Annotated in this window: 21 protein-coding genes, 1 pseudogene and 1 riboswitch; of the genes and pseudogenes, 16 read left to right on the forward strand and 6 right to left on the reverse strand. The window is 56.2% G+C overall.

The features are described from left to right. Positions 1–31 precede the first annotated feature (31 nt). The 5 genes from manD to ACLHDD_RS09185 all read left to right on the forward strand — a co-directional run bounded on the left by manD (position 32) and on the right by ACLHDD_RS09185 (position 5,940). Positions 32–1,246, forward strand: coding sequence for a D-mannonate dehydratase ManD (gene manD / locus ACLHDD_RS09165; RefSeq protein WP_427103866.1), 1,215 nt, complete (start codon positions 32–34; stop codon positions 1,244–1,246). 10 nt (positions 1,247–1,256) lie between these two features. Beyond that, entirely contained in the window at positions 1,257–2,267 is a 1,011-nt protein-coding gene (locus ACLHDD_RS09170) for a Zn-dependent oxidoreductase (RefSeq protein ID WP_427103867.1), read from the forward strand. 76 nt (positions 2,268–2,343) lie between these two features. Continuing rightward, positions 2,344–3,627 carry an MFS transporter gene (locus ACLHDD_RS09175; RefSeq protein ID WP_427103868.1) on the forward strand — a complete coding sequence of 428 codons (1,284 nt, stop codon included), beginning with the start codon at positions 2,344–2,346 and terminating at the stop codon, positions 3,625–3,627. Positions 3,628–3,691: 64 nt separating this feature from the next. After that, positions 3,692–5,197, forward strand: coding sequence for a mannitol dehydrogenase family protein (locus ACLHDD_RS09180; RefSeq protein ID WP_427103869.1), 1,506 nt, complete (start codon positions 3,692–3,694; stop codon positions 5,195–5,197). A 56-nt stretch (positions 5,198–5,253) separates the two neighbouring features. Beyond that, entirely contained in the window at positions 5,254–5,940 is a 687-nt protein-coding gene (locus ACLHDD_RS09185; protein ID WP_427103870.1) for a GntR family transcriptional regulator, read from the forward strand. Positions 5,941–5,977: 37 nt separating this feature from the next. Here ACLHDD_RS09185 and thiD read toward each other — a convergent pair whose 3' ends face one another. Both thiD and thiM read right to left on the reverse strand, forming a co-directional pair. Continuing rightward, positions 5,978–6,778: a bifunctional hydroxymethylpyrimidine kinase/phosphomethylpyrimidine kinase gene (gene thiD, locus ACLHDD_RS09190; protein WP_427103871.1), complete on the reverse strand. Its 801-nt coding sequence runs from the start codon at positions 6,776–6,778 to the stop codon at positions 5,978–5,980. After that, positions 6,765–7,562 (reverse strand): hydroxyethylthiazole kinase, encoded by a 798-nt coding sequence (gene thiM, locus ACLHDD_RS09195; RefSeq protein ID WP_427103872.1) that lies wholly within the window; start codon positions 7,560–7,562, stop codon positions 6,765–6,767. Before thiM ends, thiD begins: the two co-directional genes overlap by 14 nt. Positions 7,563–7,596: 34 nt before the next feature. Continuing rightward, a riboswitch (TPP riboswitch) is annotated at positions 7,597–7,693 on the reverse strand. Between the two features lie 192 nt (positions 7,694–7,885). Between thiM and ACLHDD_RS09200 the strand changes: the two are divergent. From ACLHDD_RS09200 to ACLHDD_RS09210, 3 genes and pseudogenes are all read left to right on the forward strand, one after another. Then, positions 7,886–8,131 (forward strand): annotated as a pseudogene (locus ACLHDD_RS09200) (HTH-like domain-containing protein). 1,150 nt (positions 8,132–9,281) lie between these two features. Beyond that, positions 9,282–9,479 (forward strand): hypothetical protein, encoded by a 198-nt coding sequence (locus ACLHDD_RS09205; protein WP_427103873.1) that lies wholly within the window; start codon positions 9,282–9,284, stop codon positions 9,477–9,479. A 96-nt stretch (positions 9,480–9,575) separates the two neighbouring features. Beyond that, a complete protein-coding gene (locus ACLHDD_RS09210; RefSeq protein WP_427103874.1) occupies positions 9,576–10,535 on the forward strand; it encodes an AEC family transporter in 960 nt (319 codons plus the stop codon). Between the two features lie 60 nt (positions 10,536–10,595). Here the strand turns inward: ACLHDD_RS09210 and ahpF are convergent, their stop codons facing one another. Both ahpF and ahpC read right to left on the reverse strand, forming a co-directional pair. Further along, positions 10,596–12,164: an alkyl hydroperoxide reductase subunit F gene (gene ahpF / locus ACLHDD_RS09215; protein ID WP_427103875.1), complete on the reverse strand. Its 1,569-nt coding sequence runs from the start codon at positions 12,162–12,164 to the stop codon at positions 10,596–10,598. Between the two features lie 71 nt (positions 12,165–12,235). After that, positions 12,236–12,799, reverse strand: a complete 564-nt coding sequence (gene ahpC, locus ACLHDD_RS09220) for an alkyl hydroperoxide reductase subunit C (protein ID WP_313654011.1) — start codon at positions 12,797–12,799, stop codon at positions 12,236–12,238. A 236-nt stretch (positions 12,800–13,035) separates the two neighbouring features. Between ahpC and ACLHDD_RS09225 the strand changes: the two genes are divergently transcribed. Beyond that, entirely contained in the window at positions 13,036–13,491 is a 456-nt protein-coding gene (locus ACLHDD_RS09225; RefSeq protein ID WP_427103876.1) for an N-acetyltransferase family protein, read from the forward strand. On the opposite strand, the gene apbC is transcribed toward ACLHDD_RS09225, so the two are convergent. Beyond that, positions 13,488–14,600: an iron-sulfur cluster carrier protein ApbC gene (apbC, locus tag ACLHDD_RS09230; RefSeq protein WP_427103877.1), complete on the reverse strand. Its 1,113-nt coding sequence runs from the start codon at positions 14,598–14,600 to the stop codon at positions 13,488–13,490. The two genes, ACLHDD_RS09225 and apbC, sit on opposite strands and share 4 nt — an antisense overlap. A 177-nt stretch (positions 14,601–14,777) precedes the next feature. Between apbC and metG the strand changes: the two genes are divergently transcribed. The 7 genes from metG (at position 14,778) to ACLHDD_RS09265 (ending at position 22,376) form a co-directional block, all read left to right on the forward strand. Next, a complete protein-coding gene (gene metG, locus ACLHDD_RS09235) occupies positions 14,778–16,811 on the forward strand; it encodes a methionine--tRNA ligase (protein WP_427103878.1) in 2,034 nt (677 codons plus the stop codon). 197 nt (positions 16,812–17,008) lie between these two features. Then, complete coding sequence (locus ACLHDD_RS09240) at positions 17,009–17,398, forward strand: CidA/LrgA family protein (protein ID WP_427103879.1); 390 nt, start codon at positions 17,009–17,011, stop codon at positions 17,396–17,398. Next, positions 17,391–18,083: a CidB/LrgB family autolysis modulator gene (locus ACLHDD_RS09245; RefSeq protein ID WP_427103880.1), complete on the forward strand. Its 693-nt coding sequence runs from the start codon at positions 17,391–17,393 to the stop codon at positions 18,081–18,083. Before ACLHDD_RS09240 ends, ACLHDD_RS09245 begins: the two co-directional genes overlap by 8 nt. A 120-nt stretch (positions 18,084–18,203) precedes the next feature. Next, on the forward strand, positions 18,204–19,094 hold the full coding sequence (gene cdd / locus ACLHDD_RS09250; RefSeq protein ID WP_427103881.1) for a cytidine deaminase: 891 nt from the start codon (positions 18,204–18,206) through the stop codon (positions 19,092–19,094). Positions 19,095–19,361: 267 nt separating this feature from the next. Further along, on the forward strand, positions 19,362–21,059 hold the full coding sequence (locus ACLHDD_RS09255; protein WP_427103882.1) for an NAD-dependent malic enzyme: 1,698 nt from the start codon (positions 19,362–19,364) through the stop codon (positions 21,057–21,059). Between the two features lie 136 nt (positions 21,060–21,195). Then, entirely contained in the window at positions 21,196–21,915 is a 720-nt protein-coding gene (sanA, locus tag ACLHDD_RS09260; RefSeq protein WP_427103883.1) for an outer membrane permeability protein SanA, read from the forward strand. Positions 21,916–21,968: 53 nt separating this feature from the next. Further along, positions 21,969–22,376, forward strand: coding sequence for a hypothetical protein (locus ACLHDD_RS09265; RefSeq protein ID WP_427103884.1), 408 nt, complete (start codon positions 21,969–21,971; stop codon positions 22,374–22,376). A gap of 366 nt (positions 22,377–22,742) precedes the next feature. Here the strand turns inward: ACLHDD_RS09265 and mglC are convergent, their stop codons facing one another. After that, positions 22,743–23,753, reverse strand: coding sequence for a galactose/methyl galactoside ABC transporter permease MglC (mglC, locus tag ACLHDD_RS09270; protein WP_427103885.1), 1,011 nt, complete (start codon positions 23,751–23,753; stop codon positions 22,743–22,745). Between the last annotated feature and the right edge of the window lie 6 nt (positions 23,754–23,759).

The following is a 23,759-nucleotide window of genomic DNA, read 5'->3' on the forward strand; positions in this document are numbered from 1 at the left end:
CATCATTGAACACGGATGAGAGGTATAGAGAATGAAAATTGTAAAGGCGGAAGTCTTTGTCACCTGCGCTGGCAGGAACTTTGTCACGCTGAAGATTACGACCGACCAGGGTCTGACCGGTGTGGGTGACGCTACACTGAACGGCCGTGAGCTGCCGGTCGCCTCCTATCTGAAAGATCATATCTGTCCACAGTTGATCGGCCGCGATGCCCATCAGATCGAGGAGATCTGGCAATACTTCTACAAGGGCGCTTACTGGCGTCGTGGTCCGGTAACAATGTCCGCCATCTCTGCTGTCGATATGGCACTGTGGGATATCAAAGGCAAAGCTGCGGACATGCCGCTTTATCAGCTGCTGGGCGGCGCTTCACGAACCGGGGTGATGGTCTATTGCCACACCACCGGCCACTCCATCGACGAAGTCATGGATGACTATGCGAAGCACAAAGAGATGGGCTTTAAAGCGATTCGCGCGCAGTGCGGCGTGCCGGGCATGAAAACCACCTACGGCATGGCGAAGGGCAAAGGGCTGGCGTATGAGCCTGCAACGAAAGGCACCTGGCCGGAAGAGCAGCTCTGGTCAACCGAAAAATATCTCGACTTCACCCCAAAACTGTTCGCCGCGATCCGCGACAAATTTGGTTTCGATGAACATCTGCTGCATGACATGCACCATCGCCTGACGCCGATCGAAGCGGCCCGCTTTGGCAGGAGCGTGGAAGATTATCGCCTGTTCTGGATGGAGGATCCGACGCCTGCGGAGAATCAGGCCTGTTTCCGCCTGATCCGCCAGCACACCGTGACTCCGATTGCGGTGGGCGAAGTGTTCAACAGCATCTGGGATTGTAAGCAGCTGATTGAAGAGCAGCTGATCGACTATATCCGCACCACCCTCACCCACGCGGGCGGCATTACCGGCATGCGGCGTATCGCGGATTTTGCCTCGCTTTATCAGGTACGCACCGGCTCGCATGGTCCCTCCGATCTCTCGCCGGTCTGCATGGCGGCGGCGCTGCACTTTGACCTCTGGGTGCCGAATTTTGGCGTGCAGGAGTATATGGGCTTCTCTGAACAGATGATGGCGCTGTTTGATGCCAGCTGGCGCTTTGATCAGGGCTACATGCATCCCGGCGACAGGCCCGGCCTCGGCATCGACTTTAACGAAAAGCTGGCGGCGAAATATCCCTATGAGCCTGCTTATCTGCCGGTCGCCCGTCTTGAAGATGGCACCCTCTGGAACTGGTAAGGAGAAGCAGATGAAAAGCGTCGTGATTGAACAGCCGGGAAAACTGACGATCGCAGAGCGGCCCCTGCCGCAACCCGCTACAGGCGAAGTGCGGGTAAAGGTGACCTGCGCCAGTATCTGCGGCTCGGACATCCATATCTGGCACGGCCACAACCCGTTCGCCCGCTATCCCCGGGTCATCGGCCATGAGTTTTTTGGTGTGATCGATGCGGTGGGCGACGGAGTGGATGCGGCCCGCCTGGGTCAGCGCGTTGCCGTCGATCCGGTCATCAGCTGCGGCAGCTGCTATCCCTGTTCCGTCGGACGGCCCAACGTCTGCACCACACTGCAGGTGATTGGCGTACACCGCGACGGCGGCTTCAGCGACTATGCGCTGGCGCCCGCCCGCAATGCCTGGCCGTTGCCGGACACCCTTCCCGATCGGCTCGCCAGCCTGATCGAGCCTTTTACCGTCGCCGCCAACATCACGGCGTTTCTTCAGCCGCGGCCCGACGATATCGCCTTGATCTACGGTGCCGGGCCGATGGGCCTCACTGCCGTGCAGGTGCTGAAAGGAGTCTATGGCGTGAAGAGCGTAATGGTGGCGGATCGGCTGCCGGAACGGCTGGCACTGGCCGCGCAGAGTGGCGCAGACCAGTGCTTCGATAACGGTGACATTCCGCTGGCGGAGCAGCTCAGCGGCGTGCAGCCGACGTTGATTATTGACGCCGCCTGCCATCCCGCCATTCTGGCTGAAGCGGCGGCGCTCGCCTCACCGGCTGCCCGCATCGGCCTGCTGGGTTTCTCTGGCGAACCCTGCAGCATTACGCAGCAAAGCCTGACCAGCAAAGAGCTGTCGCTCTTTACCTCCCGCCTGAACAGCAATCGTTTTCCGCAGGTCATCGGCTGGATGGAACAGCAGTTACTCCAGCCTGAAAAACTGATTACGCATGCCTTTCCGCTCAGGGACGCGGAACGGGCAATGACACTGTTCGAGAAAGATCCGCGCACCTGCTGCAAAGTGATCCTGCAAATGGATTAACGCCCGGTGTGCCGAAACGGTGCCGAAGCATGTCCGCGGGCACCTTTAAAACGATAAAACAGACCCCGGAGTTTGTATGTTCAAGAATCTGCGCTGGACCCTCGTTTTACTGCTGTTCCTGGTGTACATGATTAACTATCTGGACCGCGTTGCCCTGTCGCTGACGGTTCCGCTGGTTGAAAAAGATCTGGCGATTAATGCTGAGCAGTTCGGCATTATTTTCGGCAGCTTCTTCTTTGGCTACGCCCTGTTTAACTTTGTCGGCGGCCTGGCCACCGATCGCTTCGGCCCCAAAATCGTCCTGGCCGTAGCGGTAGGTGCCTGGTCTGTCTTCTGCGGTATGACCGCCCTGGCCACCGGCTTCTGGTCGCTGCTGATCCTGCGCATACTGTTCGGCATGGCGGAGGGGCCAATCTGCTCTTCAGCGAACAAAGCGATCAACGGCTGGTTTCCCCGGAAACAGGCCGCGACGGCCATGGGCCTGCTGAGCGCCGGTTCGCCGCTGGGAGGCGCAGTGGCTGGCCCGATCATTGGCTATCTGGCACTGGCTTTCGGCTGGCGGCCGGCCTTCATCATCGTCTGTTGTATTGGTCTGGTCTGGATGGCGTTCTGGCTCTTTTTTGCCGCAGACAATCCGGCTAAAAGCAAACGGATAACGGATGATGAGCGTCAGCTGATCGCGCGCCTGAAGAGTGCCACGCCGAATGATGAGGTTGATCTTTCCGAGACACCGCATCCCTTTGGCTACTATCTGCGCCAGCCCATTATTCTGGTCACCGCCTTTGCCTTCTTTTGCTACAACTACATCCTGTTCTTCTTTCTGAGCTGGTTTCCGGCTTATCTGGTACAGGCGCACGGACTGGATATCAAATCGATGAGTATCACCACGATGATTCCGTGGATCGTGGGCTTCGTTGGCCTGGCGCTGGGCGGCTGGATCTCCGATAAAATCTTTAATCTTACCGGCAAGCTGTTGTTGTCGCGCAAAATTGTGCTGGTGGTCTCACTGCTGGCAGCCGCAATTTGTGTGGCGCTGGCGGGTACGATAAAAGAGGTGGTTCCCGCCGTGATGATGATGTCGGTGTCGATCTTCTTTCTCTACATCACCGGCGCGATTTACTGGGCCATCATTCAGGATGTGGTCCACAAAAGCCGCATCGGCAGCATCAGCGGTTTTATCCATCTGACAGGAAGCCTGTCCGGCATTATCGGGCCTGTTGTCACGGGCTTTATTGTTCAGCACACCGGCAAATTCGATAGCGCCTTTGTCCTGGCCGGGTGTGTTGCTGCGCTGGGGGCTTTCCTGGTGCTGTTTGTCATTCGCAGTCCGAAAACCCGCGATAAACCGGTTTCGGTCTGAGTGGTATTTCTGACAGAACCCTGCTTTGGGGCGCTGTTCGCCCCGCTTGCCATAAGGACGGATTATGTTACAGATCGATCGCCTGCCCGCAGAGATCAGGCGCCCTGCTTACGATCGCAGTCAGTTAAAAACCCGCATGGTGCACATCGGTTTCGGGGCCTTTCATCGAGCCCATCAGGCCCTGTGCAGCGATAAACTGGCGGAACAGGGCAGCGACTGGGGATACTGCGAAGTCAATCTCAACAGCGGCGCGCTGATTCAGGCTCTGCGCGAGCAGCATCTGCTTTATACCCTGACGGAAATGGCCGATGACGCATTGCAGACCCGGGTGATTGGCGTCATTACCGAGGCGCTGCACGCTAAAAGCGACGGGATTGAGGCGGTCATCGAGGCGATGTCTCAGCCCGACGTAGCAATTGTCTCCATGACCGTGACCGAGAAAGGCTACTGCCACCAGCCTGCCAGTGGTCACTTAAACCCGGATCACCCCGATATCGTCCACGACCTGCAGAATCCGGACGCACCGCGCTCGCTGCCAGGGTTGATTCTGGCCGCGATACGCCGCCGCCGGGATCGGAATCTGCCTGCCTTCAGCGTGATGTCCTGTGACAATATGCCGGAAAATGGCCACGTCACACGCAACGTTATTATGCAGCTTGCCCGGCTTCAGGACCCGGTGCTGGCCGACTATGTGCAGCAGCAGGTTTCTTTCCCGTCGACCATGGTGGATCGCATCGTACCAGCCATGACCGATGCCGCCTTTACCGCGCTTGACGCACGCCTGGGTTCTCACGATCCGGTCGCCGTCGAAGCGGAACCTTTCTTCCAGTGGGTCATTGAAGATAACTTCGTCAATGGCCGACCGGCATGGGAAAAAGCGGGCGCAGAACTGGTCAGCGATGTCCTGCCCTATGAAGAGATGAAACTGCGCATGCTGAATGGCAGCCACTCTTTTCTGGCCTATCTTGGTTTCCTGGCAGGCTATGAACATATCAGCGACTGTATGGCCGACCCCCACTTTCGCGCCGCGGCCCGTTCACTGATGGTGGATGAGCAGGCGCCTACTCTGCGTACCCGGGGCGTGGATCTTAACGCCTATGCGGATTCGCTGATCGCCCGTTATGAGAACCGCGCGATTAAACACCGCACCGGGCAAATCGCCACCGACGGTAGCCAGAAGCTGCCTCAGCGCCTGCTTGACAGCCTGCGCTGGCATCTGCAGCGCGGTAGCGACTGCGACCTGCTGCTGCTGGGCGTGGCGGGCTGGATGCGCTACGTCGGCGGCGTGGACGAACAGGGCCAGACGATTGCGATCCGCGATCCCATGCAGAAACAACTGGCGCAGTGTGTAGCCGCCAGCGAAGAGGGTGAGGCGCGCGTTCGGGCCTTACTTTCCCTGCGTGAGGTCTTTGGCGAGGATCTGCTGCAGAACGGCGACGTGGTCGCCCGGCTGAGCGACTGGTATCAGCAACTCTGCACGCAGGGCGCGCGTGCGACGGTGCATCACTGCCTTGAACGCCGCCAGCGGCAGGTCAACAAAGGGCTGGCGCAGACGCAGCGTGCTGATTAGACTGACACTTTCCCCATGGTGCTGGCCCCGGCCAGTCATAATATGGATATTGCTGCATGTCGATCGCCTATACCATTACTACCAGCGAACCGGTGAATCAGCAGATTTACCGGTATCTGCGCAAAGACATCGTCACCTGCGCAATCCAGCCGGGCTCGCTGCTCTCAGAAAAAGAGGTTTCCGCACGCTTTAATGTATCGCGTCAGCCGGTGCGGGAAGCGTTTATCAAACTGGCCGAGGCGGGACTGGTACAGGTATTACCGCAGCGCGGCACCTTCGTGCGCAAAATTTCCGCCAAACGGGTGGCGGATGGCCGCTTTATCCGGGAAGCAGTGGAAATCTCGGTCGTCCGGCGTGCGGCGCAGACGATCACTGCCCAGGGGCTGATGGCGCTGGAGCATAACCTGCAGCTGCAGCGCATGGCCGCCACACGCCATGACAGTCAGGCGTTCCTCAGCCTGGACGATGAGTTTCATCGCCTGATTGCGGAAAGCATTGACTGCAGGCTCGCGTGGGAAACGGTAGAGAACATTAAAGCGACGATGGATCGGGTACGGTTTCTGACGCTGAGTGAAGTTTCCCCGCCGGAAAAGCTGATTGAGCAGCATGACGCCATATTTGCCGCGCTGACGTCCGGCGATGCGGATGCGGCCGAAGCCGCCATGCGTCTCCATCTGCAGGAGATGATCTTCTCCATCACCCCGATTGCTGAGCGCAACAGCGCCTGGTTCGAAACGCCCTGACCCTCACCGTCCGCCAGGACGGTGAGGGTCTGCATCACTACCACCATTGATGAAAATGGTGAACCGGCCCGATGCCCTTCCCGACCTCCAGTGAATCTGCCTGCAGCAGCGCCTGCTGCAGCCAGCTTTTCGCCTCTGCGAGGGTGTCTGCCCAGTCAGCATGGCGCGGACGCAGGGCCGTTAACGCCGCTGACAGCGTACAGCCTGTGCCGTGCGTATGGCGGGTGTTGACGCGCGGCGTGCTGAATCGCTGCTCTGCATCGGGCGCGATCAGCCAGTCCGGGCTCTCACCCGTCGCCAGGTGCCCGCCCTTCATCAGCACGGCCTGACAGCCCAGCGCCAGCAGCGCCCGTCCCTGCTCACGCATCTCCGCCTCATTGGTGGCGAGAGCACAATCCAGTAAGGCGGCGGCCTCCGGCAGATTAGGCGTGATCAGCGAAACCTGCGGCAGTAACAGCTCCCGGACACTGGCCACGGCGTCCGGTGAAAGCAGCGCATCCCCGCTTTTCGCTACCATCACCGTGTCAAGCACGACAAAGGGAATTGCCGCCTGCTTCAGGCGGGCGGCCACCTGCTCAACGATAGCCGTTTCCGACAGCATGCCCATTTTCGCGCTGTCGATGCGGACATCGCTCAGTACCGAATCGAGCTGAGCGGTCACAAAGTCCGGATCAACACGGCAGACCGACTGAACGCCGCAGGTGTTCTGCGCCACCAGCGCAGTGATAACGCTGGTGCCATAGGCACCCAGCGCGGAAAACGTTTTCAGGTCGGCCTGAATCCCGGCGCCACCGCTGGGATCGGTCCCGGCAATCGTCAGGGCATTAATACGTTTCATGCTGTGCCTCCAGCGTCCAGAGTGCATCAACAAACGCCGTGGCAAAACTACCCGGCGCGGCAGCCTGTGACGCCGCCCTCTCCCCCGCTGACGACATGACCTGACAGGCGGCGGCCACGTTTAGCAGCCGGTCACCGGGCAGGCTGCTGAATCCTGCCACGACCGCTGACAGTGCACAGCCGGTGCCGACTACCCGCGTCATCAGGGGCGAGCCGCCGCGAAGCGCAAAGATCCGCGCACCGTCGGTGGCGTAGTCCACCTCCCCACTGACGATGACCAGCGTGCGCCAGGTGGTGGCGAGCTGCCGGGCGGCATCAATCGCCGCATCCGCCTGATGCAGCGTATCCACGCCGCGTCCGCCGCTGGCCTGCTTTGCCAGCGCCAGAATCTCTGATGCATTGCCGCGGATCACGGCCGGTTCCTGACTCAACAACTGCTGGCAGAAGTCACTGCGCAGCGTCAGGGCGCCGACCGCCACCGGATCGAGCGTCCAGGGCGTGCCTGCCTCTCTGGCGGCGGACACGGCGGCCTGCATCGCCTGCTGGCGCTCGCGGGTCAGAGTACCGACATTGATGAGGAGCGCATCGGCAAAGCGGCTGAACTCAGCGGCTTCGTCAGCATCGATAACCATCGCCGGAGAGGCGTTCAGTGCCAGCAGCACGTTGGCGGTGAAGTTCTGTACCACCTCATTGGTCATACAGTGGACCAGCGGTGAGTGACGGCGAAACGCATGCAGAAAAGGCGCAAAATGCGCGGCGGAAAGGTGTTGAGATGGCTGTAGCATGTTAGCTCCCAACCGGCGAACAAGAAGGCGAATGCGGTCAGGCATCAGACTTCCCTACGCTGGCATTATCCAGATCAGGTAATACGGGTATTTCTCAGCCTTCACAAAGAAGGGCACCCCGAGTCATTAGGTACAAAATAGCTTACTTTTTGCCAGATTAGGGGAAGTGGGTTACTAACGCAAGCCTCTCCCTGGTCATCGCTTCTTCACGCTGTACCCAGCCTGTCTCTCAGTTTGTATCCCACATCTGAATGACAAAAATTATTGATTATCTGAATTTGATAAGCGAGACATACAAATAACAGAACTCAGTTCACGGAAACATTAAGCAAGCCAGCAACAGTGCACCACGAAATGGTCAAACGGTAGAAATGCACTTCCGGATGATCAAATACGCCGACCATCAGTAAAAAGTTACGGCAAAAGCGTTTTGCGAGGGTGTATGGCTTAAAGCCAGACCTGGGTACTGATTTCAGCAAATGCGGAATATCACTGAACGGCTCAAAGCCGCTGGGCTTAATACTTTGAAGCTGGGATTAACAAGATCATCTGTATTTACGTTTAGTTAATGCGCTCAGGTGGATGCGTGCACGTGAAACCTATTGGCAGTATCGAGAAGCGGTCACGACTTGCAAAGGGATTTTTGTCCGAGGACAAAATGTCACTGGTGATTATGGTGTGAATCGCTTACAGCAACTTTATGGCGTTGTGTTATAGCCTGTTTCCCACAAAAGTGCCGATGTCTATATAAGAATAACATTGACCTGTCTGAATTGGTGATATGCATACAGTCCTGCGCGCACTCAAAGATGTTGATACTTCGGACAATAAAAAACAGATTTCCCGTATTAAGTCTTCGGGGTTGCTCATGTGTTCGTTTCAGTCGCTGATTGTGCCAACAATCATACTGATGAAATTTACAGCAATCCAGCCGAAACTTTTCGCAGACTCTATCCCCTGTTCTTATCGTCTGGGTGGTGCCAGGGTGTTTCGAACATTTAAGATTAACGATCACATGTTCTTTATATATTTATCAGATTTCGGACAATACAAGCCTTAATGCCTGTTAGTGAAACTATTCAGTACTCCCCGTCAATCCCAGCAATCACATAAGAAACTAACCATAAGAAAACCTATGGAGATAGTGCTTAGTGATCCCTCCGATCTTATCATGGCCAGCCCTCTGCTGTATGTGCTGAATATTTTTCACCCAACCAACTATTGCCGAAGAACAGACGGAAGACATATAGAATGCAGTAAACGCCGCAGCCCTGAGTCCTATTTATCCCTCAGATGCATTACCACCGACATAAAGCGTCGATTTGATGATAAGCAGGCCGAATATCGCCCTCCTGCTCTGGCATTATCCACATCAGGCAATACAGGTATTTCTCAGCTTTCACAAAGAAGGACAACCTGAGTCGGGTTAAGGCCTGACGCATAAGCCAGCCATCCTTAAAGCAAGCCTGAAAATAATCGGTAATCGAACCGCTTCGATGATCCCGGTCAACGTCTGGCGGGACCAAAAAAGGCTAAATGCGCGGGGTGTTGGTATACCTCTTTGTGGGTATTCCAGCCAGAGCTGATGAAGACGATTTTTGCAGCGATTCGGATTGTCGCAACCTCGCTAATCTGCTCAACGCCTGATTGTAAAACCCCCTTCATCTCATGGCGTCAGAAAACCTCTGAAGCCGGACTTCATACTATTCAGGATGTATGATGCGATTTTTAGCGCTTATTCCTCACCGCCATCGATGGCAGAACATTACTATCAGACGTCAGGGGGCCGTAGCGCCAAACGGCAGATCGTATCTCTCTACATATCTTTCTGCCCACTGTCCGGGCTGCGGCGAAACCCTTTACCGCGTCTACTATCGTGATATCAGTGATCAGCAGGCACGTCGATGGTTAGGCTAGCGTTCCGATTGGGATAATGCCGGGCCCGCATGGGTTAACATTTACTTAACAATTTGTTAGCCTGTTCATTATTCATCGCCTGAATTGATTGCGTCTATGTCACGCCTGTCTGAACACCTGATCCACCAGATTTATCTGTCAGCGCCCCTCTTTATCCTAATCCTGCTGGGATATTGCCTGACACGCCTCCGCAACTGGCCCGACAGTATCAGCGAAGGTATGAATCGTTTCGTATTCAACGTCGCGCTGCCCTGCATGCTGTTTCGGGTAATGAGTACCTTTTCGCAAAGCCCGCCCGTGGATGCCCGTTTGCTGCTGGCTTTTTTTGGCGGTTGCCTGCTGGTATTCATCGTGGGACGTATGCTGGCGACACGACTGTTCCATCTGGATGGGGTGGCGGCGTCGGTATTTGCACTGGGCGGTATTTTTTCCAATAACGTCATGCTGGGTATCCCGGTGGCGACGGTTCTGCTGGGGCCCGATGCACTGCCGCCGGTGGCGCTGGTACTGGTTTTTAACAGCCTGATTCTCTGGACCTTACTGACCGTGTCCGTTGAGTGGGCAAAACAGGGCAGCTTTTCGCCGGAAAGTCTTTACCGCACACTCACTGGCGTGCTGAAGAATCCACTCATTATCGGCATTCTCAGCGGTACCGCATGGAGTTTCCTGCAGCGCCCCCTGCCCTTGCTGGCAGCTGAACCGCTCAGGATGCTGGCCTCGCTGGCCGCGCCTCTGTCGCTGGTGACATTGGGCATGAGCCTGGCGCACTATCGGGTCAGGGACGGCTTAAAGGCGAGCTACACAATCTGCCTGCTGAAACTGATACTGCAGCCGATGACGGTATGGGCACTGGCCTGGCTGACTGGTTTACCCCCGCTGGAGAGTAAAGTCGTGGTGCTGCTGGGGTCGATGGCAGTCGGGGTCAATGTATATCTGATGTCGCAGAAATTTAATGTCATTACCGGCCCTGCGGCGGCAAGCATGCTCTTTTCTACGCTGTTTGCGGCAGTGACGACGCCAGTCTGGATGATGCTCATGACGCTGGCGGGCTATTAACAGGCTAAAAAGAGCCCTGCAGCATGGCTGCTGCAGGGCTCTTGTCTGACTCGTTAAGCGTTATTCTGCCGATTTTGTACGGATCAGATAGTCAAACGCACTCAGAGAGGCTTTAGCACCTTCACCGCTGGCGATAATAATCTGTTTATACGGCACGGTGGTGCAGTCACCTGCAGCAAACACGCCTTTCAGGCTGGTTTCGCATTTGGCATCGATGATGATCTCACCCATCCTGTTACGCTCAACCGCACCTTCCAGCCATGGGGTGTTTGGCAGCAGACCGATCTGGACGAAGATACCGGAGAGCGCCAGCTCGTGGGTGGTCTGCGTGGTACGATCAAGGTAATGCAGGCCGGTCACTTTGCTGCCGTCGCCTTTCACTTCGGTGGTCTGCGCATTCAGGATCACGTCGACGTTTTTCAGGCTGCGCAGCTTATCCTGCAGCACCTTGTCGGCACGCATTTCACCGGCAAACTCCAGCAGTGTGACATGTTCAACGATGCCTGCCAGATCGATAGCGGCTTCCACGCCGGAGTTACCGCCACCAATGACTGCCGTGCGCTTGCCTTTAAACAGTGGACCATCGCAGTGCGGGCAGTAGGTCACACCTTTGGTGCGATACTCTTCTTCGCCCGGTACGCCCATGTTACGCCAGCGCGCACCGGTCGCCAGAATGATGCTGCGCGATTTCAGTACCGCACCTGAAGCCGTTTCGATGGCGTGTAAACCGCCCTCTTTCACGGCCGGAATCAGCTTGATCGCACTCTGGCTTTCAATCACATCCACGTTGTAATCATCAACGTGAGCGCGCAGTGACCCTGCCAGTTTTGCCCCTTCCGTTTTCGGGACGGAGATATAGTTCTCAATATCGACCGTGTCCAGCACCTGGCCGCCGAAGCGCTCGCCGAGCAGGCCGGTACGGATCCCTTTACGTGCAGAGTAGACTGCTGCTGCAGCGCCCGCCGGACCACTGCCAACAATCAGCACGTCATAGGCGTCACGCTTGTTCAGCTCTTCAGCCGCACGCTTGTCTGCATTGGTATCAACTTTGCTGACGATCTCCGCCAGGCTCATGCGGCCCTGGCCGAACGCTTTACCGTTAAGGAAAATCGCTGGCACACCCATGACATTCCGTTCCTGAATCTCGTTCTGGAACAGACCACCGTCGATAGCAGTGTGGCTGATGCGCGGGTTAATGACCGCCATCAGGTTCAGCGCCTGCACAACGTCAGGACAGTTGTGGCAGGAGAGCGAATAGTACGTTTCGAAATGGAAGTCGCTATCCAGCGCCGCGATCTGGTCCAGCAGGCTCTGTGCTTCCTTCGAAGGATGCCCACCGGTCTGCAGCAGGGCCAGCACCAGTGAGGTAAATTCGTGACCCAGTGGCGAACCGGCAAAACGCGGGCCGCTGTCCGAACCTGGGTTAGTGATCAGGAAAGAGGGCTTGCGCACCTGACGATCGTTCTCTTCGCGGAAACTGACTTTCTCAGACAGCTCAGCGATATCAACCAACAGTTCACGGATCTCGGTTGATTTAGCGCCCTCGTCCAGGGTGGCAATCAACTCAACAGGTTTAGTTAATTTCTCAAGGTAGGCCCTGAGCTGCGTCTTCAGATTAGTGTCGAGCATAGTGATATCCTGGTCAAAAAATCGGGTGCCGCAGCACCCGATTGGAGAATGGTCGAAAGGCCGAAGCGGAATTAGATTTTACCAACCAGGTCCAGAGATGGGGCCAGGGTAGCATCACCTTCTTTCCATTTTGCCGGGCAGACTTCGCCTGGGTGTGAAGCCACGTACTGCGCTGCTTTCACTTTGCGCAGCAGGTCAGAAGCGTCGCGGCCAATGCCTTCTGCAGTAATTTCGATAGCCTGGATAACGCCTTGTGGGTCAACAATGAATGTGCCACGGTCAGCAAGACCTTCGTCTTCACGCATGATTTCAAAGTTACGGGTCAGCGCGCCAGTCGGGTCACCGATCATCGCATATTTGATTTTTGCGATGGTGTCAGAAGAACCGTGCCAGGCTTTGTGGGTAAAGTGGGTGTCGGTCGAAACGGAGTAGATATCTACGCCCAGTTTCTGGAACTCTTCATAGTGGTCAGCCACGTCGCCCAGTTCGGTCGGGCAGACGAAGGTGAAGTCAGCTGGGTAGAAGAAGAACACACTCCATTTACCTTCAACGTCTTTCTCGGTTACGTCGATGAATTCGCCGTTCTTGAATGCTGCGTTTTTGAACGGCTTGATTTTGGTATTGATAATAGACATCTGGTGGCCTCCATTAAAATATGTGATGCAGGTTACATAATTTCCGGGCCAACATCTAATATGCAGACGTTATCAATCTGATTAACGAAAGCTATCAAATGCTGAAAGCCTCATGCTTTCTGGCCCGGCAGGCAGTGTACAGCGATTTTCCAGACATGAAACCCGCTTTCTCCTCCACAGCCATTTCCGCAAATCGCTGCTAATTTTGTAAGACCTCATAATAAAGGAGCTGACTTGTGGAGATTCGCCCGTTTACTGAAGCCGATCGCCCCTTTTTGCGTACCCTCTTTCTGGCGGCACGCAGGCATAACTGGCACTGGCTGGACGGCAGCGAGTGGCAACTTGAAGATTTTGATGAGGTGATTCTGGGGGAAACCGTGCTGGTCGCCGAAGCAGATGGACGGCGTACCGGCTTTGCCGGCCTGCTGGAGAATGATAACTTCCTGCACAGCCTCTACGTGGATCCTGAGTGGCAGGGTCGCGGCGTTGGCAGCGCCCTGCTCAGGGCGGCCGAGGCGCGTTTTACCTCAACCGGTGCGCTGAAGTGCCTGCTGAAGAACACCGCAGCGCAGGCTTTCTACCTGAAACATGGCTGGAAGAAGATTTCGCAGGGGGAAGGCGAACATGGCGGCTATGTATTAATGCACTACCCGCTGGCCTCAGACTATGCCAGCGGGTCGGGTCGGGCTTAGAGCGCGCGGAACGCGATATCGCCGGGGATCACCTCGCCCTGCCAGTAGAGCTGGGCGGCGACCCGCCCGGCCAGCTGGCGATAGAGCGTGGTGAACTCGCTCTCCGGTCGGCGAATGACCGTCGGCTCTCCCTCATCAAGATCTTCACGCAGATCGATATGCAGTGGCAGCTGCGCCAGAAGCTGCGTCTGGTAATCCCTGACCAGTTTTTCAGCGCCGCCGGTACCGAAAATCGGCTCGTGGAAGCCGCACTGGCTGCAGATATGCATACTCATGTTTTCCACCACACCCAGCACCGGCACGTTGACCTTTTCAAACATCACCAGCCCTTTGCGGGCATCAATCAGCGCGATGTCCTGTGGCGTCGTCACCACCAGCGCACCGGTAACCGGCACATTCTGCGCCAGCGTCAGCTGAATGTCGCCAGTGCCGGGCGGCATATCCAGCACCAGATAATCCAGTTCTGGCCACAGCGTTTCGTTCAGCAGCTGCATCAGGGCTTTGCTGGCCATTGGCCCGCGCCACACCATTGCGTTGTCATCGGTGACCAGATAGCCAATCGAGTTGGTCGCCAGCCCATGCGCCATTATCGGGGCCATGTGGGTGCCATCCGGCGAGGTCGGCCGCTGGTCCTGCGTGCCAAGCATGTCCGGCACCGACGGGCCATAGATATCGGCGTCGAGAATACCGACCCGCGCGCCCTCCGCAGCCAGCGCCAGTGCCATATTCACGGCGGTGCTGGATTTGCCGACGCCGCCTTTGCCGGAGCTGACCGCGATGATGTTTTTGACGCCGTTCACACCCGGCTGATTTTTTACCCGTTTCAGCGTGGCAATCTCGTGACTGAGCCGCCAGTCGATGGCGCGCGCGCCGGTCTGACGCAGCAGCTCGACGCTGACCTGCTCTTTCAGCGCGTCAAAGCCGCTGGCCCAGGCAAACGGCATCAGCAGTTCGATATGCAGCGTTCCGTCGAGCTGCGCCACGTGATGCAGCGCCTTCAGGGCGGTGAGATTCTGTTTAAGGGTCGCATGCTCAAAGCTTCTTAATACGCCCGCGACGATGGCGCGCAGCCCTTCTGGCGTATGCGTTTCCCGGGATTGTGCTGTCATCCCCTGCTCCTTATTTCTGCTGTGCTTACGCTGTGTCTCAGCGATGTAATCTCAATGATATCAGATGCCCGCCGGTTCGCGGCGACTGGCAGGGGCGAATCCCTTGTGTTTACGCAGGAGAAGCCTTCAGTTACCATCTAAGCCCGTTTTTTCAATCAACAGAAAGCTACGCAAACTATGACTCAAGTCGCTAAAAAAATTCTGGTAACGTGCGCACTGCCTTACGCGAACGGATCAATCCATCTCGGCCACATGCTCGAGCATATCCAGGCAGATATTTGGGTGCGTTATCAGCGAATGCGTGGCAATCAGGTCTTTTTCATCTGCGCCGATGATGCGCACGGTACGCCTATCATGCTGAAAGCTCAGCAGATGGGGATCGCACCGGAACAGATGATCGCCGAAATGAAAAGCGAACATGAAGCGGACTTTGCCGGCTTTGAGATCAGCTACGACAACTATCACTCAACCCACAGCGACGAGAACCGTGAGCTGGCCGGGCTGATCTACGGTCGTCTGAAAGAGAACGGTTTTATTAAGAACCGCACCATTTCCCAGCTCTACGATCCGGAAAAAGGGATGTTCCTGCCGGACCGTTTTGTGAAAGGCACCTGCCCGAAATGTAAAGCAGCCGATCAGTATGGCGATAACTGCGAAGTCTGTGGCGCGACCTACAGCCCGACTGAACTGATTGAGCCGAAATCAGTGGTTTCTGGCGCGACGCCGGAGCTGCGCGATTCCGAGCACTTCTTCTTTGACCTGCCGTCGTTCAGCGCGATGCTGCAGGCCTGGACCCGTTCCGGTGCGCTGCAGGATCAGGTGGCGAACAAGATGCAGGAGTGGTTCGAATCCGGCCTGCAGCAGTGGGATATCTCCCGCGATGCGCCTTACTTTGGTTTTGAAATTCCGGACGCGCCAGGCAAATATTTCTATGTGTGGCTGGATGCGCCTATCGGTTATATGGGCTCGTTCAGGAACCTGTGTGACAAGCGCGGTGACATCGACTTCGACGAATTCTGGCGTAAAGACTCCACTACCGAGCTTTATCACTTTATCGGCAAAGACATCGTCTATTTCCACAGCCTGTTCTGGCCCGCGATGCTGGAAGGCAGCAACTTCCGCAAGCCGAACAACCTGTTTGTACATGGCTATGTCACCGTTAACGGCGCCAAAATGTCGAAGTCGCGCGGCACCTTCATCAAAGCCAGCACCTGGCTGCAGCATCTGGATGCCGACAGCCTGCGTTACTACTATGCGGCGAAGCTTTCTTCCCGTATCGACGACATCGACCTCAACCTGGAAGATTTCGTGCAGCGCGTAAATGCCGACATCGTCAATAAAGTGGTTAACCTGGCATCGCGTAACGCCGGTTTCATCACCAAACGCTTCAACGGCAAACTGGCGGCTGAACTGGCCGATCCGGCGCTCTACCAGACCTTTGTTGAGGCATCAGACAGGATTGGCGACGCCTGGGCCAGCCGTGAGTACAGCCGCGCGATCCGTGAGATCATGACGCTGGCCGATCTCGCAAACCGTTATGTCGATGAGCAGGCCCCCTGGGTAGTGGCGAAGCAGGAAGGCCGCGATGCCGATCTGCAGGCGATCTGCTCAATGGGCATCAACCTTTTCCGCATTCTGATGACCTGGCTGAAGCCGGTGCTGCCTTCACTGAGTGCCCGCGCAGAGGGCTTCCTGAACACCGAACTGAGCTGGGAAGCGATTGCGCAGCCCCTGCTGAATCATCAGGTTGCGCCGTTTAAAGCCCTCTACAGCCGCATCGAAATGGCGAAGGTGGATGGACTGATTGAAGCCTCGAAAGAGGATGCCGCCGCTGCCAATGCGCCAGCCGTCACGGGGCCGCTGGCAGATGCACCGATTGGTGACACCATCACCATCGATGACTTTGCCAAAGTGGATATGCGTGTCGCCCTGATTGAGCAGGCGGAACTGGTTGACGGCTCGGACAAGCTGCTGCGTCTGCAGCTCGACCTGGGCGGTGAAAAGCGTCAGATTTTCTCCGGCATTCGCGCGGCCTATCCGGATCCATCCGTGCTGGTCGGTAAGATGACTATCATCGTGGCTAACCTCGCACCGCGTAAAATGCGCTTCGGTATCTCTGAAGGCATGGTGCTCTCTGCCGGACCAGGCGGCAAAGATCTGTTTGTGCTTTCTGTCGACAGCGGTGCCGTTCCGGGTATGCCTGTCAAATAAAGCAGTGCACGCCGTCACCGTGTAAACCGCAGTGACGTGAGATGCTTTCCCCTTTGCGTCTGCCCGCAGGCGCAAAGGGTCATTCTCTTCCACTGAACACGCCTCACCCTTCTGCCTGTCCCGTCCTGTAAATGTGACCGCTAGCACGCTAAGCGGTTAATGCGTATGATGATACGCAGTAAAAACAGGAGCCTGCCATGCGCACCCTACTCTCTGTCTGTGGCCGCTATCTTCGCGCCTTTATCATTATCTATCTCTGCCTGTACGCCGGAATCGGCCTCGCCGCCCTGCTGCCCATTAAACTGCCCGGCAGTATTCTGGGAATGCTGATCCTGTTCGCGCTGCTGGCCTCACAGATTCTGCCGGTAAGCTGGGTTAAACCGGGCTGCCATCTGCTGATTCGCTATATGGCGCTGCTGTTTGTGCCGATCAGCGTCGGGGTGATGAGTTATACCGATGTTCTGACCGCCCAGTTCGGGCCAATCGTGATCTCCTGTGTCGTCAGCACGTTTCTGGTGCTTTCCATTGTCGGTGTGAGCGCCCAGCATCTGCACAGCCGTCGTCCGGCAGGAGAACCTGATGAGTGAAATGTGGTGGTCACTGCCGCTGACGCTGGCTGCTTTTTTTCTGGCGCGCAGGCTGGCGATGCGGCTGAAAATTTCGCTGCTTAACCCGTTACTGGTCGCGATGGCGATCATCATTCCGATTCTGCTGCTGTTGCATCTGCCTTACTCACGCTATTTCGCGGGCAGTCAGATCCTTAATCAGCTCCTTCAGCCTGCGGTGGTTGCGCTGGCGCTGCCGCTGTATGAGCAGATGCATCAGATTCGTGCCCGCTGGAAATCCATCATCGGCGTCTGCTTTATCGGCAGCCTGACCGCCATGACCTCCGGCACCGCCATCGCCCTGTGGCTCGGCGCGACACCGGAAATTGCCGCCACAATTGCCCCTAAATCGGTGACAACGCCTATTGCCATGGCCGTTTCCGGATCGCTGCATGGCATTCCTGCCATCAGTGCAATCTGTGTGCTGATTGCCGGGGTGCTGGGTGCCGTTTTCGGTCATACGGTGCTGAATCTGCTGAACGTGAAATCGAAAGCGGCGCGTGGACTGGCAATTGGTAACGCCTCGCATGCACTGGGCACCGCGCGGGCCGCTGAACTCGACTTTCAGGAAGGGGCGTTCAGCTCACTGGCGCTGGTGATCTGCGGCATTATCACCTCACTGCTGGCACCCTTTATTTTTCCGCTGCTGCTGCACGGGTTAAGCTAAAACTTTGCGAGAGATCTCGCAAAGTTGAAACATGCAATACAGGTTACATTGTCAGAGCGATGTAGATCACATATAAACCGTTGACTGGCACCTTGCCCTGCTGACTTTAATGAGGCTCACATGCAATCCCGTTTCCTCTCTGCGTTTGAAGCATTGCCGCCAACGCTGCAGACCGCTCTCGCGCCCCTGCTGGACGATCCCGATTTTCAGGCGGTACTCAGTGCCGACCAGGTTAACCTGCTGCTGCAACAGACCGGGATGGAAGCCGACGCGCTGGCCCTGGCGCTGCTGCCGCTGGCAGCGGCCTGTGCGGTTGCTACCGTTTCCCATTTTAACGTCGGCGCTATCGCCCGTGGCGTGAGTGGCAACTGGTACTTCGGGGCCAATATGGAATTTGTCGGCGCGCCTATGCAGCAGACGGTGCACGCCGAGCAGAGCGCCATTACGCATGCCTGGCTACGGGGTGAGCGTCAGATAGAGACGATCACCGTGAATTACACGCCGTGTGGCCACTGCCGTCAGTTTATGAACGAGCTGAACAGCGGTACCGCCATCCGAATCAGCCTGCCGCAACGCGCGGTCAGCACGCTGGCTGATTATCTGCCGGATGCGTTTGGCCCGCGCGATCTCGCTATCACTACCTTCCTGATGGATGAGGTGGATCATGGCTATGTGGCCGCAGGCGACGCGCTGGTGCAGGCGGCAGTGGCGGCAGCCAATGCCAGTCACGCGCCCTACAGTCAGTCACACGCGGGTGTTGCGCTGCTGACTGAAACCGGCAAAATTGTCGCCGGCCGCTATGCCGAAAACGCGGCGTTTAATCCGAGCTTCCCTCCGCTTCAGGCGGCGCTGGTGCTGCTGAATATGCAGGGTGGTAATGTGCATCAGATAAAAAAAGCGGTCCTGGCGGAAGCAGAAAATGCCACGTTAAGCCAGTTCGCCGCCACACAGGCGACGCTTCAGACATTTGGTTGCCGTGAGCTGCTACAGGTGACGCTGAACAAAGCATAACCCGCTGTCAGTGCGGCCACACTTTTGTGAGCTTTTATGAAAAAACGCTGTATTTCTGTGGGAAATTTCATAGGATCTGGCGCCAGAATTCACGTCATTACAAATTACTCTGAATAATTCAGGTTGCAGGATGGCAGCACGGTCGTGAATTTTCCGGCAGCATCGCGCTGCCGTTGTCAGGCCTGCAGTCTGAGCTATAAGGGGTAACATACTGGCGCTACCTGTCCGGCGTGACGCCAGACAACACTGCAACCGGAGCATCATTGCATGGAACTCGAATACGAAAGTAAACGCCCGCTGTACATCCCTTATGCTGGCCCGATTTTGCTGGAATTTCCCCTTCTGAACAAAGGCAGCGCCTTTACCCTCGAAGAACGTAATGAATTCAACCTCAACGGTCTGCTGCCAGAAGCGGTAGAGTCGATTGAAGAGCAGGCGAAGCGCGCCTGGCGTCAGTTCCAGGACTTCAAAAATAACAACGATAAGCATGTCTACCTGCGAAACATCCAGGACACCAACGAAACGCTGTTCTATCGCCTGCTGGATAACCATCTCGAAGAGATGATGCCGATTATCTACACGCCGACCGTCGGCGCTGCCTGCGAACATTTCTCTGAAATCTATCGTCGTGCGCGCGGCGTCTTCATCTCTTACCCTAACCGCGATCGCATTGAAGACATGCTGCAGAACGCCACCAAACAGAACGTGAAGGTGATTGTGGTCACCGACGGTGAACGTATCCTGGGCCTGGGCGACCAGGGCATCGGCGGCATGGGTATTCCGATTGGTAAGCTCTCGCTCTATACCGCCTGTGGCGGTATCAGCCCGGCGTACACCCTGCCGGTGGTGCTGGATGTCGGCACCAATAACCAGCAGCTGCTGAACGATCCGCTCTATATGGGATGGCGTCATCCGCGCATCACCGGCGAAGAGTATGATGCGTTTGTAAACGAGTTTATCCAGGCCGTTAAACGCCGCTGGCCGAAAGTGCTGCTGCAGTTTGAAGACTTCGCCCAGAAGAACGCGATGCCGCTGCTGAACCGCTATCGCGATGAAGTCTGCTGCTTTAACGATGACATTCAGGGCACCGCTGCTGTGACCGTGGGAACGCTAATCGCCGCCAGTCGCGCCGCAGGAAGCCGTCTGTGTGAGCAGAAAGTGGTGTTCCTGGGTGCCGGTTCCGCCGGTTGTGGCATCGCCGAACAGATCATCGCGCAGATGAAGTCTGAAGGGCTGAGTGACGATGAAGCGCGCAGCCGTGTGCTGATGGTGGACCGCTTTGGTCTGCTCACGGACAAACTACCCAACCTGCTCGATTTCCAGAGCAAACTGGTGCAGAAGAGCGAAACGCTGCAGGAGTGGGATGTCACTAACGACGCTATCTCACTGCTGGATGTGGTGCGCAATGCCAGACCGGATATCCTGATTGGCGTTTCCGGTCAGCCGGGCCTGTTCACCGAGGAGATCATCCGCGAGATGCACAAGCACTGCAGCCGCCCTATCGTGATGCCGCTGTCGAACCCGACGTCACGCGTGGAAGCGACACCTGCTGATATCATCGCCTGGACCGACGGTGCCGCACTGGTCGCTACCGGCAGTCCGTTCTCACCGGTGAGCTGGAATGGTAAAACGTATCCGATTGCACAGTGCAACAACTCCTATATCTTCCCGGGTATTGGTCTGGGTGTGATTGCATCGGGTGCCAGCCGCGTGACTGATTCGATGCTGATGACCGCCAGCCGTGCGCTCGCCGACTGCTCTCCGCTGGTCAACGAAGGTGAAGGTCCGGTTCTGCCTGAGATTAAAGATATTCAGGGTGTATCGAAGATTATTGCCATGGAAGTAGGTAAAGCCGCGCAGCTGGCTGGCGTTGCCGTAGTGACCTCTGAAGATGTGTTATCGCAGGCAATTGCGAATAACTTCTGGCTGCCGCAGTACCGTCATTATCGTCGTACCTCGATTTAATCCTCTGACTGCCGGATCGATTTTCGATCCGGCAGTGTTCAAAAAGAGCACAGCCAGCCGCCTCTGACTTGCTTCAATGCAGCAGCTCAAGTAGCCTTGTCCCATCTCAACATTCTGATATCGAGTCTCCAGGCGCATGCTGAAACGCGTTCTCATTGGTCTGCTTTTCATCGTTTTAACGATGTTAGCGACTGCGCTCGGCCTTGATCGCTGGATCAGCTGGAAAACGGCGCCTTTTATTTACGAGAATGTCGCCTCTTTACCGCATCGTCAGGTTGGCGTGGTGCTGGGAACGGCTAAATATTACCGGACCGGCGTCATCAATCAGTATTACCTCTACCGCATACAGGGTGCCCTGAATGCCTATAACAGTGGCAGGGTAAACTATCTGCTGCTGAGCGGTGATAATGCTCAGCAGAGCTACAACGAACCGATGACCATGCGTCGTGATCTCATCAAAGCCGGTGTCGATCCGGCCGATATCGTGCTCGACTATGCCGGTTTCCGTACACTGGATTCGATAGTCCGCACCCGCAAGGTATTCGATACCAACGACTTCATTATTATCACGCAGCGTTTCCATTGTGAGCGGGCGTTGTTTATCGCCCTGCAGCTCGGCATTCAGGCGCAATGCTATGCCGTGCCATCTCCGAAAAATATGCTTAGCGTACGCTTCCGCGAGGTGGGTGCCCGGCTGGGTGCGCTGGCAGATCTTTTCCTGCTGAAACGCGAGCCGCGTTTCCTGGGCCCGCTGGTGCCAATTCCTGCCGTGCGCGATGTTCCCGAGGATACACAGAGTTATCCGGCAGTGACGCCGGAGCAGCTGCTGGAATTAGAGCAGAAGCTGAAGAAATAGCGCCTGAAAGCCGTTGCGGCACTGATGCGCAGGTTCCGTTGATTCTCACCGCAATGAGCAAGCTCAACGCAAACGGCCCGTTAATTCTCACCGCAATGAGCAAGCTCAACGCAAACGGCTCATTAATCCTCACCACAATGAGTAAGCTCAACGCAAACGGCCCGTTAATTCTCACCACAATGAGTAAGCTCAACGCAAACGGCCCGTTAATTCTCACCACAATGAGTAAGCTCAACGCAAACGGCCCGTTAATTCTCACCACAATGAGTAAGCTCAACGCAAACGGCCCGTTAATTCTCACCACAATGATTAAGCTCAACGCGCAGGGAACAGGGTCAGAAGAGGAAAGCGTCCCGCGTCAGGGACGACGCGGGCCGAGCGTGTCATGGATGACAGGTTTTGCGTCTTTCCGATCTGACCCTGTTCCCTGCGCCTGCGCCGTCAGACAGCATCCTCTTTAAGCGTGTCCTGAAACGATAAGGCAGGGCATCCCATGAATGGTTTTGCGTCTTTCCGATCTGACCCTGTTCCCTGCGCCTGCGCCGTCAGACAGCATCCTCTTTAAGCGTGTCCTGAAACGATAAGGCAGGGCATCTCAGGAATGGTTTTGCGTCTTTCCGATCTGACCCTGTTCCCTGCGCCTTGCTCCGTCTGACAGCATCCTCCCTAAGCGTGTCCTGAAACGATAAGGCAGGGCATCTCAGGAATGGTTTTGTGTCTTTCCGATCTGACCCTGTTCCCTGCGCCTGCGCCGTCAGACAGCATCTCGCCTGTCTGACCCATAAAAAAAGCGACCCGAAGGTCGCTTTCTTGCTGTTGAATCAGGCTTACTTCTTGCGCGAATACTTCAGTGAATCCAGCGCCACGGCGAAAATGATGATGCCGCCTTTAATAATGTACTGCCAGTAAGGGTTAACGCCGATATAGGTCAGACCGTAGTTGATGACGGTAAAGATCAACACACCGGTAACCACACCCGCCACGCTTCCCACACCACCGGCGAAGGAGACGCCGCCGACCACACAGGCTGCAATCGCATCCAGCTCATACATAAAGCCGAGGTTGTTGGTGGCCGAACCGATACGACCCGCTTCCAGCATCCCGCCAAAGGCATAGAAGACACCTGACAGCGCGTAAATCATGATCAGGTTCAGCGGCACGTTGACGCCTGACACTTTCGCCGCTTCCGGGTTACCGCCGATAGCAAAAATGTTTTTGCCGAAGCGGGTTTTGTTCCACAGCACCCAGACGAAAACAATCGCGATAACGGCATAGAAGGTGATAAACGACAGTTTAAAATCACCGAAGCGCAGGAAGCCCTGAGTGAACTTAGAGAACCCGGCATCAAAACCGGCAATCGGTGACGCACCAACAAAATCGTAATAGAGGGAGTTGATACCGTAAACGATGATCATGGTGCCCAGGGTGGTGATAAATGGCGTCACCTTCAGGTACGCAATGATTACACCGTTGACCAGACCAATCACGCCACCGATGATGCACACGGTCAGGATAACCAGTGGGATCGGCACCGTATCCAGCGTCGGGAACACCTTGTTGGCGTTATCCATTGCCTGTAACAGCGTTGCGGCCACCACCGCCGCCAGACCCACCTGACGGCCAGCTGACAGGTCAGTCCCCTGGGTCACAATCAGGCCCGCCACACCCAGTGCAATAATGATGCGCACTGAAGATTGGGTGAGGATATTACTCAGGTTCATCAAACTTAAAAATGTCGGGTCCTGGAAAATAATAATAGCCAGCAATACCAGCAGAACGACATAAATGCCGCCCTCTTTTAACCAGGTTAGCGCATTCTTTTTTGTAGTCGCTTTCATGTTAAC

Source organism: Pantoea sp. NSTU24, assembly GCF_050157905.1.
GTDB lineage: Bacteria > Pseudomonadota > Gammaproteobacteria > Enterobacterales > Enterobacteriaceae > Pantoea.

What these genes read in the sequence shown, in the direction of transcription:
- ahpF (WP_427103875.1), bottom strand. Translation starts at nt 12,164, where the DNA reads ATGCTCGACACTAATCTGAAGACGCAGCTCAGGGCCTACCTTGAGAAA.
- thiD (WP_427103871.1), bottom strand. Translation starts at nt 6,778, where the DNA reads ATGAAACGTATTAATGCCCTGACGATTGCCGGGACCGATCCCAGCGGT.
- ahpC (WP_313654011.1), bottom strand. Translation starts at nt 12,799, where the DNA reads ATGTCTATTATCAATACCAAAATCAAGCCGTTCAAAAACGCAGCATTC.
- ACLHDD_RS09185 (WP_427103870.1), top strand. Translation starts at nt 5,254, where the DNA reads ATGTCGATCGCCTATACCATTACTACCAGCGAACCGGTGAATCAGCAG.
- ACLHDD_RS09205 (WP_427103873.1), top strand. Translation starts at nt 9,282, where the DNA reads ATGCGATTTTTAGCGCTTATTCCTCACCGCCATCGATGGCAGAACATT.
- ACLHDD_RS09240 (WP_427103879.1), top strand. Translation starts at nt 17,009, where the DNA reads ATGCGCACCCTACTCTCTGTCTGTGGCCGCTATCTTCGCGCCTTTATC.
- ACLHDD_RS09170 (WP_427103867.1), top strand. Translation starts at nt 1,257, where the DNA reads ATGAAAAGCGTCGTGATTGAACAGCCGGGAAAACTGACGATCGCAGAG.
- sanA (WP_427103883.1), top strand. Translation starts at nt 21,196, where the DNA reads ATGCTGAAACGCGTTCTCATTGGTCTGCTTTTCATCGTTTTAACGATG.
- ACLHDD_RS09180 (WP_427103869.1), top strand. Translation starts at nt 3,692, where the DNA reads ATGTTACAGATCGATCGCCTGCCCGCAGAGATCAGGCGCCCTGCTTAC.
- ACLHDD_RS09175 (WP_427103868.1), top strand. Translation starts at nt 2,344, where the DNA reads ATGTTCAAGAATCTGCGCTGGACCCTCGTTTTACTGCTGTTCCTGGTG.
- apbC (WP_427103877.1), bottom strand. Translation starts at nt 14,600, where the DNA reads ATGACAGCACAATCCCGGGAAACGCATACGCCAGAAGGGCTGCGCGCC.
- mglC (WP_427103885.1), bottom strand. Translation starts at nt 23,753, where the DNA reads ATGAAAGCGACTACAAAAAAGAATGCGCTAACCTGGTTAAAAGAGGGC.
- ACLHDD_RS09245 (WP_427103880.1), top strand. Translation starts at nt 17,391, where the DNA reads ATGAGTGAAATGTGGTGGTCACTGCCGCTGACGCTGGCTGCTTTTTTT.
- cdd (WP_427103881.1), top strand. Translation starts at nt 18,204, where the DNA reads ATGCAATCCCGTTTCCTCTCTGCGTTTGAAGCATTGCCGCCAACGCTG.
- ACLHDD_RS09265 (WP_427103884.1), top strand. Translation starts at nt 21,969, where the DNA reads ATGAGCAAGCTCAACGCAAACGGCCCGTTAATTCTCACCGCAATGAGC.
- ACLHDD_RS09210 (WP_427103874.1), top strand. Translation starts at nt 9,576, where the DNA reads ATGTCACGCCTGTCTGAACACCTGATCCACCAGATTTATCTGTCAGCG.
- ACLHDD_RS09255 (WP_427103882.1), top strand. Translation starts at nt 19,362, where the DNA reads ATGGAACTCGAATACGAAAGTAAACGCCCGCTGTACATCCCTTATGCT.
- manD (WP_427103866.1), top strand. Translation starts at nt 32, where the DNA reads ATGAAAATTGTAAAGGCGGAAGTCTTTGTCACCTGCGCTGGCAGGAAC.
- metG (WP_427103878.1), top strand. Translation starts at nt 14,778, where the DNA reads ATGACTCAAGTCGCTAAAAAAATTCTGGTAACGTGCGCACTGCCTTAC.
- thiM (WP_427103872.1), bottom strand. Translation starts at nt 7,562, where the DNA reads ATGCTACAGCCATCTCAACACCTTTCCGCCGCGCATTTTGCGCCTTTT.